This is a genomic window from Rhizobium sp. BK176 (assembly GCF_024808055.1).
The window spans coordinates 47,652-61,401 of sequence record NZ_JANUBV010000013.1 but is presented as its reverse complement, the minus strand read 5'-3'; the positions used below and the strand labels follow the sequence as shown (position 1 = coordinate 61,401).

Sequence of the window (13,750 nt, the reverse complement as noted above, 5' to 3'; positions counted from 1 at the left end):
GTCAAGTTCCCCGGAGTTTCGCGACAATGACCAAGGCTATCATGCTGCAAGGGACCGGCTCCGATGTCGGCAAGACGGTTCTTGTCGCGGGTCTTTGCAGGCTTGCTGCCAACCGTGGCCTTTCAGTTCGTCCGTTCAAGCCGCAGAACATGTCGAACAATGCAGCGGTTGCTGATGACGGCGGAGAGATCGGCCGGGCACAATGGCTGCAGTCGCTCGCTGCGCGGGTGCCGTCTTCGGTGCACATGAACCCCGTGTTGCTCAAGCCGCAATCGGAATACGGCAGCCAGATCATCGTCCAGGGCAAGGTCTGGGGGCAGGCCAAGGGACGGGACTATCAGAAGCTCAAACCGACGCTTCTCGATTACGTGATGCAGAGCTTTTCCGAGGTTTCTACCGGGGCGGATCTGGTGATCGTGGAAGGCGCGGGTTCGCCGGCAGAAATCAACCTCAGGGCGGGCGACATTGCCAATATGGGATTTGCGACCCGTGCCGGCGTGCCGGTGATACTTGTCGGTGACATCGATCGTGGAGGCGTGATCGCTTCGCTGGTCGGCACCCACACGATTTTGCCCGACGAGGACCGGGCAATGATATCCGGCTATATCATCAATAAGTTCCGTGGCGACGTTTCGCTCTTCGATGCCGGCATCGAGGCGGTGCGGCACTTTACGGGATGGTCGTGCTTTGGTGTCGTGCCGTGGCTCAAGGACGCCTCCCGCTTGCCAGCCGAGGATTCGGTTGCGTTGGAGAAGCTGGCGCGCGGCGGCACCGGAGCACTCAAGGTCGCCGTGCCGGTCTTTTCCAGGATCGCAAATTTCGACGACCTCGATCCGCTAAGGGCCGAGCCGGATGTCGAGTTGGTTTTTGTTCGCGCCGGCGAGCGGCTGCCTGCGGACGCCGGCTTGGTGATCTTGCCAGGTTCAAAATCAACGGTATCGGATCTGGCGGATATGCGCGCTCAGGCTTGGGATTCCGATCTTCTGGTCCATGTAAAACGCGGCGGGCGGGTCATGGGCATTTGCGGCGGCTATCAGATGCTCGGACGCAAGGTGCATGATCCCCTCGGCATTGAAGGCTCTACCTTGGAGGTAGAGGGGCTGGGGCTGCTTGACGTCGAGACGGAGATGGCGCCCGAAAAGACAGTCCGCAACAGCGTCGCGACGATGGTGGAAGACGGTTCACCGCTTTCAGGCTACCAGATCCATCTTGGCGTTACGTCCGGCGAAGACTGCGGCCGTCCGTTCGCGATCGTTGACGGAAAGCCGGATGGGGCCGTGTCGGCAGACGGCCGGGTCGCCGGCACCTATCTGCACGGGCTCTTCGCGAGTGACGCCTACCGTTCCCGCTTGCTGCAGAGTTTTGGCCTTGCGGGCGAGAGGACCGATTACCGTGCTGGCGTCGAGAAAGCTCTCGACGACATTGCAGCAGAACTCGAGGCCTGTCTCGACGGGCGTTGGCTCGACGAACTCCTCAGTTAGATCTCGCCGGAGATTTCGCGGCGGCGGCGGTCCAGTTCTTCGCTATAGCGGCGTAGGGTGTAGGCCTCGCTCAGCTGCCCGACGACTTTCCGCTCAATCAGATTATTGACGACCGCCAGCGCTTCGCTTTCGGTCTTGTCAAAGATCGCTGCTGCCTGCTTGGCGTTCATTTGCGGTTGCAGGAAATCGTTCTTGAAGCGGATGAATTCTCCCAGATCCTTGCCGGTCTCGTCGGTGTCGGTCAGGTTTGCGTAGATATCGGGAACGAGCACCAGGCCGCTGTATTTGCCGGTGTCATCAACCAGGACAACGCGCTGCGCCGAACCGATGGGGAAGCGCTCCTTGAACTCGTCGATGGTGAGGGCGGCATTCGCCGTCTTCACGTCGGCGCGCATCAGCCGGTCAACGGTCAGGTTACGGATCCAGCCGACATCGTGCGCGCTCCGGATGCTCTCGCCGCGCAGGTGGAAGCGCCATGTTGCGAAGGAGTAACCGAAGGTGCTGCGCACGACTAGCGAGGAGGTGATCACCGCCGCAAGCACGAGCGCCGTGATCGGAAAGTCGCCGGTAATCTCGAGCGCAAGAAACGTCATCGTCAACGGTCCACCGATGACGGCGACCGCAAGCGAACTCATGCCGACGACCGCGTAGATGACGGGTGTCAGCGTCGCATGAGCGAAATAGGGTGCCGAATAGGCGAAGAGCTTGCCGAGGAGTGCACCCATGAACAGGGACGCGAAGAATAGGCCGCCTCTGAAGCCGGAACCGATCGAGATAGCCGAAGCGAATGCCTTGAGAAGAAGAAGGCCGACAAGCACCGGAATTGCGACATCGCGGCCGAGATTGAGGTGCAGTGCACCGTGACCGGCCGACAGCACCTGCGGCGTAATCAGCGCGAGCAGGCCGACGACGATGCCGCCAAGGGCAGGGCGCAGCGGCGTTGCAATGGAACTCCGGCGAGCCAATTCCTCGATCCAGGCGACGCCCTGCATGATCATGATGCCAACGCCGGCGCAGAATGCACCGAGTAACAGCGCCGGAACGTAGTCTGCAGGCATGACGGTTCCAAAGTCACCGACGTCAATAAGAAAATCGCTGCCGGCCAGCAGGCGTGCAATTTGGGTCGATACCAGTGCGGAAACGACCACCGGCGTCAGCGAGACGATGGTATATGAGCCGATGATCAGCTCAAACGCATAGAAGGCGCCGGTCAGCGGAGCGTTGAAGGCCGCCGCAATCGCACCCGAGGCACCGCATCCGACGAGAACGCGCAGATCCGATCGGCGAAGCTGCAGCTTCAGTCCAAGCTTCGAGGCCAGTCCCGCCGCCAGCTGCGTGTAGCCGGCCTCTAGGCCCACTGAAGCGCCGAAGCCGTTCGAAATGAGGTTCTGGACCGCCACCAGAATACTGTCGGTGAGCGATAGTCGGCCGCCATGCAGCGCGTTAGCCTCGATCGGGTCAACCATCGGCTTCTTGCGCGTTTTGGCAAGCACGAAGAGCATCAGACCCAATAGTATGCCGCCGCAGACAGGCGCCGTCAGCAACAGCAGCTTGTTGTCGATCTGCGAGGAACTCAGCCGCTCGATATCGCTGATTCCGAAGATCAGACTGTGCATTTCGCGGGAAACGAGGCTCATGCCCGTCACCGCAAGTCCGGAGATAACGCCGACGATCGCGCCCGCGATGACCATCCCCAGCTCAGTGCGTCGCAGCAGTGCGCGCATCCGCCCGATGTCGAGAAGGGTATGGAATGGACCGAAACGGCGGATATCGATTCTTAGGAGCATCACGGGAAAACTAGGCGGCAGTGGGCGCGATCAAGTGGAAGGGAGGGAAGGGCAAATCGGTGGCGCGACCCGCTTGCGACGCAATTGCGGCAAAAGACCGGCGATCGCAACAATAATTTGTGACGTAAGTAACTGATAAAAGACGATGAATTTGGTAGAGAAGGTCGTGTTGAGAGCGGGTCCGGCAGTATACCGTGCCGAGGCGCGCATCGGCTTCCGATTGACTTCACCAAGGGCCTTGCCTAACGATGAGTTCACAACGGATGGTTCCGGACCGGTTGAATCGGTGCGGATGAAAAGGGAATGTGAAGCGGTGGACCCAATCCGGGCACCGTCATCATAGCCGACCCCGCGACTGTAGAGCGGTCAGGGTTTTCCGTCCGGCGTTGTTTTCGCGTTGATGACAGCCTGCAATGGTGCAGGCGGGCGGCGCGGAGATGGCGACGGAAAAGTCACTGGCAGTGCATCATGATCAACCGGGGCAGGACGCCTCTTACGTCTACGAATCGTCCGCCTTTTCATGAAATGCAGCCGGGAAGGCGAGGAAAATCCGCTGGCACGATCTGGGGCGACCGGTTTCCGGTCCGCCCCGATCGCGGCCAAGACCCGCGAGCCAGGAGACCTGCCAACCGTGCCGGGCGAGAAGCCCATCCCTGGGCTTATGCCCGCTGCCAGCACGGAGGTTGTCATGGCTGAACAAAAGAGTTTTCGGCTGCGTCCAACAGCCATTCCGCTCCTTTGCGGCAGCGTCCCGCAGATCGGATATCATCTGCCATGAGCCCGATATCCTCCGGTGCGACCTTCGTCCTGGGCGGCGCGCGCTCGGGAAAATCACGTTTTGCCGAACAACTGGTCGCCTCAAGCGAGCTGGAGCGCCATTACGTGGCGACGGGCCGGGCCTGGGACGAGGAAATGCGCGCCCGGATCGACAAGCACAAGGCCGATCGTGGCGAGCTCTGGCACACCCATGAAGAGCCTCTTGATCTAGTCGGCTGCCTGCGAGCGATCGACGGCGAGGGGCGGGCGATCCTCGTCGATTGCCTGACGCTTTGGGTTACCAATCTGATGATGGAGGCGCGCGACATGGAGGCCGAGTTTGCTTCGCTTGCCGCGTATCTGGCGACAGCGCGTGCTCGGCTCGTCATCGTTTCCAACGAGGTCGGTCTCGGTATCGTTCCTGAGAACCGCATGGCGCGGGAGTTCCGCGATCACGCCGGTCGCTTGCATCAAATGATCGCGGCCGAGGCCGCGGATGTGTATTTTATCGCGGCAGGTCTGCCGCTGAAGATGAAGGGTTGAATTCATGAACCAGCAGAAAATTCCGGCGACCGTCATCACCGGCTTCCTCGGCGCCGGCAAGACGACGATGATCCGCAATCTGCTTTCCAACACGAACGGCAAGAAGATCGCGCTTATCATCAACGAGTTCGGCGATCTCGGCGTCGACGGCGACGTGCTGAAGGGCTGCGGCGCGGAGAACTGCACCGAGGATGACATTATCGAGCTGACCAACGGCTGCATCTGCTGCACGGTGGCCGACGACTTCATTCCGACGATGACCAAGCTTCTGGAGCGCGAGCAGCGCCCCGACCACATCGTCATCGAAACTTCCGGCCTGGCGCTGCCGCAGCCGCTCGTTGCCGCCTTCAACTGGCCTGATATCCGCACGCAGGTCACTGTCGATGGCGTGATTACTGTCGTCGACAGCGCCGCCGTTGCCGCCGGCCGCTTTGCCGATGATCACGATGCCGTCGAGGCTCGCCGCGTGGAAGACGAGTCGCTCGACCACGAGAGCCCGATCGAGGAGCTTTTCGAGGACCAGCTGACCTGCGCCGATCTGATCGTGCTCAACAAGACCGATCTTCTCGATGCCGACGGTCTTGGCCGCGTGCGCGATGAGGTCGCGTCGCGCATTGCCCGCAAGCCCGTCATGATCGAGGCGCGCAACGGCGAGGTTCCCGCGAGCGTGCTGCTCGGGCTCGGCGTTGGCACCGAAGGCGATGTGGTCAATCGCAAGTCTCATCATGAGCTCGAGCATGAGGATGGCGTTCCCCACGATCACGATGAGTTCGACAGCTTCGTGGTGGAACTCGGCGCTATTGCCGATCCGGCAGCCTTCGTAGATGCCCTGAAAGGCATCATCGGCGAGCATGACGTGCTGCGGCTCAAGGGATTCGTCGATGTCCCCGGCAAGCCGATGCGTCTGCAGTTGCAGGCAGTCGGCAGCCGTATCGACCACTATTTCGATCGCGCCTGGGCGCCTGGCGAAGCGCGCGGCACCCGTCTTGTTGTCATCGGTCTGCACGAAATGGACGAGGCAGCGGTGCGCAAGGCGATCGAAGCGCTGGCATAAGGCAGTCTAATGCATCTGCTTCTGGCACAGCAGGGAACGATCAGCGACGGCGAGGAGGCGATCGATCTCGGTCAGTCTCCCGGCGACGTCCTGTTCCTGTCAGCCGCCGATACCGAGCTTGCCGCGATCGCCGCCGCTTATGACGAAGCGGCGGCCGGCTTCTCGCTGCGGCTGGCAAGCCTGATGAGCCTCAAGCATCCGATGTCGGTCGATGCCTACATCGAGCGGACGGCCCGGCATGCGAAGCTGATCGTCGTGAGGGCGCTGGGTGGCGCCAGCTACTTTCACTATGCGCTGGAGGCGCTTCATGCCGCGGCGGCGCGATCCGGCGCGCTGATTGCGGTTTTACCGGGAGATTCTAAGCCGGATGCGGGTTTGACGCCGTTTTCGAATGTTCCGCTTGAGGATCTGAATGCGCTTTGGGCCTACCTGATCGAGGGTGGCGACGGCAATTCTCGGGCGTTTCTCGCCTATGCCGGTGCGATGTTGGCAGGAGCGGAGAAACCGGAAGCGGCATCGCCGCTGATGAAGGCCGGCATCTGGTGGCCGGGCAAGGGCGTGCTTGGCGTCGACGACTGGACAGCGGCTTGCGACGAGCGGCTTGGCGCTGCTTGGGAAAGCGGAGCCCCTACTGTAGCTATCAGTTTCTATCGCGCGCTCGTGCAGAGCGGTGAGACACGACCGGTCGAGGCCCTGGTCGACACGCTGCTGGCGGAAGGTATCCGGCCGCTGCCGGTATTCGCCTACAGTCTGAAGGATCCTGTGTCGAAGGGCATTCTGAAGAGCGTGTTTGATGTCATCAAGCCCGAGGTGGTGATCAACACGACTGGTTTCGCCGTGTCGGCGCCGGGCGCGGATCGCGAGCCGACCGTTCTCGAGGCCAACGACGCCGTCGTGCTGCAGGCGATCTTTTCGGCCTCGTCACGTGAGGCCTGGGCCGCGTCTTCGCAGGGGCTTTCGGCGCGCGATCTCGGCATGAACGTCGCGCTGCCCGAGGTGGACGGCCGCGTGCTGTCGCGTGCCGTCTCCTTCAAATCAGCCGCCCGCTACGATGCGAGGGTCGAGGTCAACATCGTCGGCAGCGAGCCCGACCTCGAGCGGATGCGCTATACCGCTCGACTTGCGGCCAATTGGGCGCAGCTGCGCACCACGGCCGCCGGCGAGCGGCGCATCGCGCTTGTCCTTGCGAATTATCCAAACCGTGACGGCAGGCTCGGCAATGGGGTCGGGCTGGACACCCCCGCAGGCACCGTTGAGGTGCTCAAAGCCATGTGCGCAGCCGGCTATTCGGTTGCAGACGTGCCTGACGATGGCGACGCGCTGATCCGGCGTCTCATGGAAGGGCCGACGAACTCCGGCAGCGACGGCAAGCTTATCCGCGAATCGCTTTCCTTGAGTCGTTACAAAGCTTTCTTCGAAAATCTTCCGAAAAAGATTCAGGATGAAATCGGCGCCCGCTGGGGTGCACCGGAGGCCGATCCCTATGTCGTGGATGGCGCCTTTGCGCTGCCGTTCATGCGGCTTGGCCAGGTGCTGGTCGGTATCCAGCCGGCGCGCGGCTACAACATCGATCCGAAGGAAAGCTACCATTCTCCGGATCTCGTCCCACCGCACGGTTATCTCGCCTTCTATGCCTTCCTTCGCCATGAGTTCGGCGCTCACGCCGTCATTCACATGGGCAAGCACGGCAATCTGGAATGGCTGCCCGGCAAGGCTCTGGCGCTGTCAGAGGAATGCTACCCGGAAGCCATCCTCGGCCCCATGCCGCATCTCTATCCCTTCATCGTCAACGATCCCGGCGAGGGAACGCAGGCGAAGCGCCGCGCCGGCGCGGTCATCATCGATCATCTGACGCCGCCGCTAACGCGCGCCGAGAGCTATGGACCGCTGAAGGATCTGGAGGCGCTGGTCGACGAATATTACGAGGCGTCGGGCGGCGATCCGCGCCGCATTCGGCTTCTCAGCAAGCAGATCCTCGAACTAGTGGCGGATATCGGCCTCGATCGCGATGCCGGCATCGACAAGGGAGAGAGCGAGACCGCGGCATTGAAGAAGCTCGATGCCTATCTCTGCGATCTCAAGGAGTTGCAGATCCGCGACGGCCTGCATGTCTTCGGCGTCTCGCCGCAGGGCCGGCTGCTGACGGATTTGACGGTGGCGCTGGCCAGGGTTCCGCGCGGGCTCGGGCAGGGCGGTGACCGCAGCCTTCAGCGTGCGATTGCCGCGGATCTGTGCTTGGAGTTCGACCCGCTCGACTGCGACATGGCCGGAGTTTGGAGCGGGCCACTGCCCGGTATTCTTGCAAGAGTCACGGATGCCACATGGCGGACGAACGGCGACACCGTCGAGCGGATCGAACTGCTTGCGGCACGGCTGGTCGCCGGCGAGTTTGGTTGCCTGGAAAGTTGGGAGGCCACCCGCACGGTTCTCGCGGAGATCGAAACGCGGCTCAAGCCTGCCGTTCTCGCCTGCGGGACGGCTGAGATCGAAGGCCTGCTTCGAGGGCTCGACGGCCGTTTCGTGGCGCCGGGACCATCCGGGGCTCCGACGCGGGGCCGACCGGACGTGCTGCCGACCGGACGAAATTTCTACTCGGTCGACAGCCGGGCCGTGCCGACGCCGGCGGCCTATGAGCTCGGGAAAAAGTCCGCGGAACTGCTGGTCCGCCGTTACGTGCAGGATCACGGCGAATGGCCGGTCTCCTTCGGCCTGACGGCCTGGGGCACCTCGAACATGCGCACTGGCGGCGACGATATCGCCCAGGCGCTCGCCCTGATCGGTGTGAAGCCGGTGTGGGACATGACCTCGCGGCGCGTCACCGGCTATGAAATCATTCCGCCGGCGCTGCTGCGTCGGCCGCGTGTCGATGTGACGCTGCGTATCTCCGGCTTCTTCCGGGACGCCTTTCCAGAACAGATCGCGCTGTTCGATAAGGCAATCCGCGCCGTCGGGGCGCTGGAAGAAGATGCTGCGGACAATCCGATTGCCGAGCGCATGCGCGGTGAAGCAGCCCGACTTGAAGCCGCTGGACTGGATGCAGCGCAGGCTGACCGCCGGGCCGGCTATCGAATTTTCGGCTCGAAGCCAGGCGCTTACGGTGCCGGTCTGCAGGCGCTGATCGACGAAAAGGGATGGGAGCGTCGCGCCGATCTGGCCGAGGCCTACCTTGTCTGGGGAAGCTACGCTTATGGCGCTGGCGAAGAGGGTCGGGCGGAGCGCGGTGTCTTCGAAGAACGGCTGCGCTCGATCCAGGCAGTCGTGCAGAACCAGGACAATCGCGAACACGACCTTCTCGACAGCGACGATTATTACCAGTTCGAGGGCGGGATGGCGGCTGCGGCCGAAACGCTGGCGGGCGATCGGCCATCGATCTATCACAACGACCATTCGAGGCCGGAGAAGCCGGTGATCCGTTCGCTGGAGGAAGAGATCGGTCGCGTCGTGCGTGGCCGCGTCGTCAATCCGAAGTGGATCGATGGCGTCATGCGCCATGGCTACAAGGGTGCCTTCGAGATTGCCGCGACCGTCGATTACCTCTTTGCCTTTGCGGCAACCACGGGCGCCGTTGGCAACCATCACTTCGAAGCCGTGTACCAGGCTTTCGTGGTGGATGCTGAGGTCCGCGATTTCATGATCGAGAAGAATCCCGCCGCCTTCGCCGACATGAAGGAGCGGCTGCTGGAAGCGATCGATCGCCGCCTCTGGACGCCGCGCAGCAATTCCGCGCGGTTCGACCTTTCAGACACATTCGGCTTGCATCAGGGCAAGCTTGTATCCGGGGAACATTGAGATGACCGACGAAACCACCGAAGCCGCTGGCCACGACGACGCCCGCCACGCCGAGAAGATGGCGAAGAAGAAGGCTGCCCGCGACAAGATCATGGCCTCAAAGACCGATGAGAAGGGCCTTATCATTGTCCATACCGGCAAGGGCAAGGGCAAGTCTTCGTCCGCCTTCGGGATGATCTTCCGGCACATCGCGCATGGCAAGCCTTCGGCCGTCGTGCAGTTCATCAAGGGTGCGATGTGGACTGGCGAGCGCGACCTGATCGAAAAGCACTTCTCCGACATCTGCCAGTTCCACACCATGGGCGAGGGCTTCACTTGGGAGACGCAGGATCGCGCCCGCGATGTGGCAGCGGCCGGTGCCGCCTGGGAGAAGGCGAAAGAGTTGATCCGCGACGAGCGCAATTCCATGGTGCTGCTCGACGAGATCAACATCGCACTTCGATATGATTACCTCGACATCAATGAGGTGGTGGAATTCCTGAAGAACGAGAAGCCGTATATGACTCATGTCGTCCTGACCGGCCGCAACGCCAAGGACGAACTGATCGAGATCGCTGATCTCGTGACCGAGATGGAGCTGATCAAGCATCCGTTCCGCTCGGGTATCAAGGGGCAACCGGGCGTCGAGTTCTGATCAAAGCGCCTGGGAGCTTGCGCTCTTTGCAATTTGCATGAGTATCGTCGCCGTCTGCTCGTTGGCGGGGAAGAAGGATTCGATCGCAAGTTCGGAGAGCGTCACGTCCACGGGCGTGCCGAAAACGGTGGTTGTCGACAGGAGCGAGAGCAAACCTGCTTCTGTTTCCAGTTCGAGCGGGACGGCGATACCGGCATAGTCGGCGTTCCTGCTCATCTCCGCGCGGCCGCAGCAGACCGGGTAAGCGGATAATTCCTTCAGCAATTCGCCGAGGATTGGATCACCTGTAACCGAAATCTGCTGGTGCAGGCGCTCGAGGAGATGGGCCCGCCATTCCAGCAGGTTGGCGATCTTCGGGGCCAAGCCGTCGGGATGCAAGCTGAGACGGAGGACGTTGATGGGGCCGTCCAGCAAAGTACGATTTGCGATGCCGGCAAGAAGCGGGGCGATGGCGTCATTGGCGGCAATCAACGTCCAGTGGCGGTCGATCGCAAGGGCGGGATAGGGCTCGTGTGCCTTGAGGAGCATGTCGACTGCCTGCCGCGCCGGTTTGAGCGCCGGATCATCGAGCGAGCGCTCGGAAAACAGCGGCGCAAAACCGGCGGCAAGCAGCATTGGATTGCGATCGCGCAGCGGCACGCCGAGCCGTTCGGCCAGATGCAGCAGCATGTCCCGGCTGGGGATCGACCGCCCGCTCTCGATGAAGCTCAGATGTCTCTGCGAGATTTCGGCCTCGAGCGCGAGGTCGAGCTGGCTCATTCGGCGCTTCTGCCGCCAGTCGCGGAGATAGTCTCCAAGGGAGCGGGCGGGTGTCATCATCACGCGGCTTCCGGAAGCTGATCGATGAAGCCGTGTACGGTCTTCAGCCGCCCACCTTCGAGCACTGCAAAATCAGTGCCTTTTATGAGGTGCTCGGCGCCCGTCGGTCCGAGGCCCCATGAAAAACGTAGATTGTCGCCATACCCATCGGCCGCACCGAGAAGTTCAAACCGGAAACCCGGGAAGCGTGCATGCACGGCTTCAACAAGCGCGCTGATCTGGTCGTGGCCTACGCCGCGCATCAAGGGATCGATGTAGGTGCCGGCCTCATGCCAGCTTTCCGTGATCAACGCGCTGCGGCGGGCCGCCTCCGTCTCGTTCCAGATCGCGATGTAGCGTTGGGCTAGGGTGTTCGCATCGGTCATTGCATCATCTCCTGTTGACGCCCGGTTCGTCCAGGCATCGCGATCATGGAGAAGCGACGGCGCCCCTTCAATTACGCCGGAGGTAATCGGACGCGGCGTCAGATTTCAAGCCAAACGCGGATTGGATTGGCCGGATCGGCGAGAAGCTTGATCGTGAAGGCGATGCAGACAAGAACCAGCAGAGGCTTGATCAGACGCGCGCCAGTGCGCATCGCGAGCCGCGAGCCTAGCTGCGCGCCCAGGAACTGGCAGACGCCCATCATCAGCCCGATCTTCCAGATGATCGCCCCGAAGGAAATAAAGACAACGAGGGCGCCGACATTGGAGCCGAAGTTCAGGAGTTTGGTGTGCGCCGTTGCCTTTAGCATGCCGAAGCCGGCAAGAGACACGAAGGACAGCATGAAGAACGATCCGGTGCCCGGACCAAAGACACCGTCGTAGAATCCAATGGCCGGCACCAGCGTCAGACCGAACACAAAGGGCGAGATGCGGCGGTGCTTGTCGACATCACCGAGGTTCGGCTTCAACGCAAAATAGAGCGCGATTGCCACCAGAAGGACCGGCATGATCGCTCGAAGGACATCTCCCGGTACAATTGTTGCCAAGGCGGCGCCGAGCGAGCCGCCGAGAACCGCCATCAGCGCCATCGGCAGCTGCGTGCGCAGGTGAACATGTCCCTTCCGGGCATAGGCGATCGTCGCGGAAGCTGCCCCAAATACCGACTGCACCTTGTTGGTGCCCAACGTCTGCAGCGGTGGGATGCCTGCGATCAACATCGCCGGGACGGTAATCAAGCCTCCGCCACCGGCGATGGAATCGACAAAGCCAGCGAAAAACCCGGCTGCGGCCAGCATGAAGACGAGATGAGGGGCAAGATCGGACAAGGAGGAAACTCTGGACTACGGTATGCGGCGCATGTTGCATTTCCGGCTCTGTGCTGCAATGGCTTGGTGGACACAGGGGCAGGTTTCATTGTCGCACGTGACTGGAAATGTATTCGACGGGTCGCGCCGGTATGTGCTCGGTCTCGGCTGCGAGCGTGGAACACCGGTAGACGAGGTGACTGAGCTTGCCAATGCCGCGCTGGCGTCGGCGGGCATCGGCCCGGGTGAATTGGCAGCCGTTGCCTCCATTGATACGCGTGGCAACGAGCGCGCGATCCGTGAAATAGCCCATGACCTCGCAGTCCCGTTTCTGACCTTCGCTGCGGTGCGGCTCGAGGAGGAAACGCCGAGGCTGAAAAATCCTTCAGCGATTGTTTTTGCCAGGGTGGGGTGCCACGGGGTCGCCGAATCCGCTGCGCTTGCGGCGATCGGACCGAACGGGGAGCTTGTTGTTCCGAAGATCAAGTCGCCGCGCGCAACGGCAGCGATTGCGTGCGCCCTGTTGCAGAAAGATTAGCGGACGTTATGGTGACCGCCGACTTCGCGGCGCCGTCCGGCTGCCCTGCGACAATAACGAAAAGAGGCACACTCATGCACAAGGTCATTTATGACACGGATCCGGGCGTCGATGATGCAATGGCTCTGCTCTTCCTGCACCGCCATCCCGAGATCGATCTGATCGGAATCACCACCGTCTTCGGCAACGCATCGGTTGAGACGACGACGCGCAACGCGCTGTTCCTCAAGCGCGAATGGAACATTCCGGCGCCGGTCGCCAAGGGGGCCAGCGTGACCGTGGATCCGACGCGCGAGGAAAGGGCGTGGCCGACCTTCGTGCATGGCGAGAACGGCCTCGGAAACATCGAGGTGCCTGAAACCGTCGATCTGCCGCTCGACCCACGGCCTGCTCATCGCTTCATCATTGATACGGTCCGCGCCAATCCCGGCGAGGTCAGGCTGGTTGCCGTCGGTCGCATGACCAACCTCGCGATGGCGATCAAGGAAGATCCGGAGATCGCCGGCCTCGTGAAGGATGTCGTCATCATGGGCGGCAACTTCTATGTCCCCGGCAATGTGTCGCCGGTCGCCGAAGCCAACATCCACGGCGATCCCGAGGCCGCCGACATCGTTCTGACGGCACCCTGGAAGGTTGCCGTCATTGGCCTCGACGTAACCGCGATCACGACGATGAGCCGCGGCTACCTTGCCGACATTGCGGCCAAGGGCGACGGCGCCGTCAAGCTGCTGAACGACCTCTCGCAGGATTACATCGACTTTTACAAGCATGCGGTCGAAGACGGCATGATGGTTCACGACAGCTGCGCATGCGTCTACGTCGTCGCGCCCGAGCTGTTCTCGATCGTCAGCGGTCCCGTTCGGGTTGTCTGCGGCGGGATTGCCGACGGACAGACGATCGTGAAGCCGGACGGTCGCCGCTTCCCGCCGGGTGATTGGGATGGCCTGCCAAGCCAGGTGGTCTGCACCGGCATCGAATCTGAGAAGGTCATCGGTCTGATACGCGATACCCTGCTGCGGACCTGAGGATTGGCTCTCGTCACGCGGGCTTCCGAGCGCGAATCGCAAATAAAGATTGCCCGCGATGGAACGGTCGGAGCAGGTGTGCGCTCACATCTCGCG

The 13,750-nt window shown here is 62.0% G+C and carries 11 protein-coding genes and 1 riboswitch; of the genes, 7 read left to right on the top strand and 4 right to left on the bottom strand.

The genetic code is table 11. The annotated features are described in order from the left end of the window. Window positions 1–26 precede the first annotated feature (26 nt). Window positions 27–1,481, top strand: a complete 1,455-nt coding sequence (locus FHT76_RS28815; protein ID WP_183862855.1) for a cobyric acid synthase — start codon at window positions 27–29, stop codon at window positions 1,479–1,481. Here FHT76_RS28815 and FHT76_RS28810 read toward each other — a convergent pair. Next, window positions 1,478–3,268 carry a chloride channel protein gene (locus tag FHT76_RS28810; protein WP_183756300.1) on the bottom strand — a complete coding sequence of 597 codons (1,791 nt, stop codon included), beginning with the start codon at window positions 3,266–3,268 and terminating at the stop codon, window positions 1,478–1,480. The genes FHT76_RS28815 and FHT76_RS28810 overlap by 4 nt on opposite strands. 247 nt (window positions 3,269–3,515) lie before the next feature. Beyond that, a riboswitch (cobalamin riboswitch) is annotated at window positions 3,516–3,913 on the top strand. A gap of 129 nt (window positions 3,914–4,042) precedes the next feature. On the opposite strand from FHT76_RS28810, the gene cobU reads away from it, so the two are divergent. Genes cobU through cobO form a run of 4 tightly spaced genes read left to right on the top strand, consistent with a single transcriptional unit; the run spans window position 4,043 to window position 10,044 of the window. Further along, on the top strand, window positions 4,043–4,567 hold the full coding sequence (gene cobU / locus FHT76_RS28805) for a bifunctional adenosylcobinamide kinase/adenosylcobinamide-phosphate guanylyltransferase (RefSeq protein ID WP_259128223.1): 525 nt from the start codon (window positions 4,043–4,045) through the stop codon (window positions 4,565–4,567). A 4-nt stretch (window positions 4,568–4,571) separates the two neighbouring features. After that, on the top strand, window positions 4,572–5,621 hold the full coding sequence (cobW, locus tag FHT76_RS28800) for a cobalamin biosynthesis protein CobW (RefSeq protein ID WP_259128227.1): 1,050 nt from the start codon (window positions 4,572–4,574) through the stop codon (window positions 5,619–5,621). Window positions 5,622–5,630: 9 nt separating this feature from the next. Beyond that, window positions 5,631–9,410 (top strand): cobaltochelatase subunit CobN, encoded by a 3,780-nt coding sequence (gene cobN / locus FHT76_RS28795; RefSeq protein ID WP_183862850.1) that lies wholly within the window; start codon window positions 5,631–5,633, stop codon window positions 9,408–9,410. 1 nt (window position 9,411) lies between these two features. After that, a complete protein-coding gene (gene cobO, locus FHT76_RS28790) occupies window positions 9,412–10,044 on the top strand; it encodes a cob(I)yrinic acid a,c-diamide adenosyltransferase (protein WP_113363901.1) in 633 nt (210 codons plus the stop codon). On the opposite strand, the gene FHT76_RS28785 is transcribed toward cobO, so the two are convergent. From FHT76_RS28785 to FHT76_RS28775, 3 genes are all read right to left on the bottom strand, one after another. Next, window positions 10,045–10,860: a helix-turn-helix domain-containing protein gene (locus FHT76_RS28785; protein ID WP_183863032.1), complete on the bottom strand. Its 816-nt coding sequence runs from the start codon at window positions 10,858–10,860 to the stop codon at window positions 10,045–10,047. A gap of 2 nt (window positions 10,861–10,862) precedes the next feature. Beyond that, window positions 10,863–11,228 carry a nuclear transport factor 2 family protein gene (locus tag FHT76_RS28780; RefSeq protein WP_183862848.1) on the bottom strand — a complete coding sequence of 122 codons (366 nt, stop codon included), beginning with the start codon at window positions 11,226–11,228 and terminating at the stop codon, window positions 10,863–10,865. 98 nt (window positions 11,229–11,326) lie between these two features. Next, a complete protein-coding gene (locus tag FHT76_RS28775; protein ID WP_183862845.1) occupies window positions 11,327–12,112 on the bottom strand; it encodes a TSUP family transporter in 786 nt (261 codons plus the stop codon). A gap of 58 nt (window positions 12,113–12,170) precedes the next feature. Between FHT76_RS28775 and FHT76_RS28770 the strand changes: the two genes are divergently transcribed. Both FHT76_RS28770 and FHT76_RS28765 read left to right on the top strand, forming a co-directional pair. Beyond that, the gene (locus FHT76_RS28770) at window positions 12,171–12,629 is read left to right on the top strand and encodes a cobalamin biosynthesis protein (RefSeq protein ID WP_210296704.1); all 459 of its coding nucleotides are present in this window, start codon (window positions 12,171–12,173) and stop codon (window positions 12,627–12,629) included. Window positions 12,630–12,703: 74 nt separating this feature from the next. Next, window positions 12,704–13,654 carry a nucleoside hydrolase gene (locus tag FHT76_RS28765; RefSeq protein WP_183862843.1) on the top strand — a complete coding sequence of 317 codons (951 nt, stop codon included), beginning with the start codon at window positions 12,704–12,706 and terminating at the stop codon, window positions 13,652–13,654. Window positions 13,655–13,750: the final 96 nt, after the last annotated feature.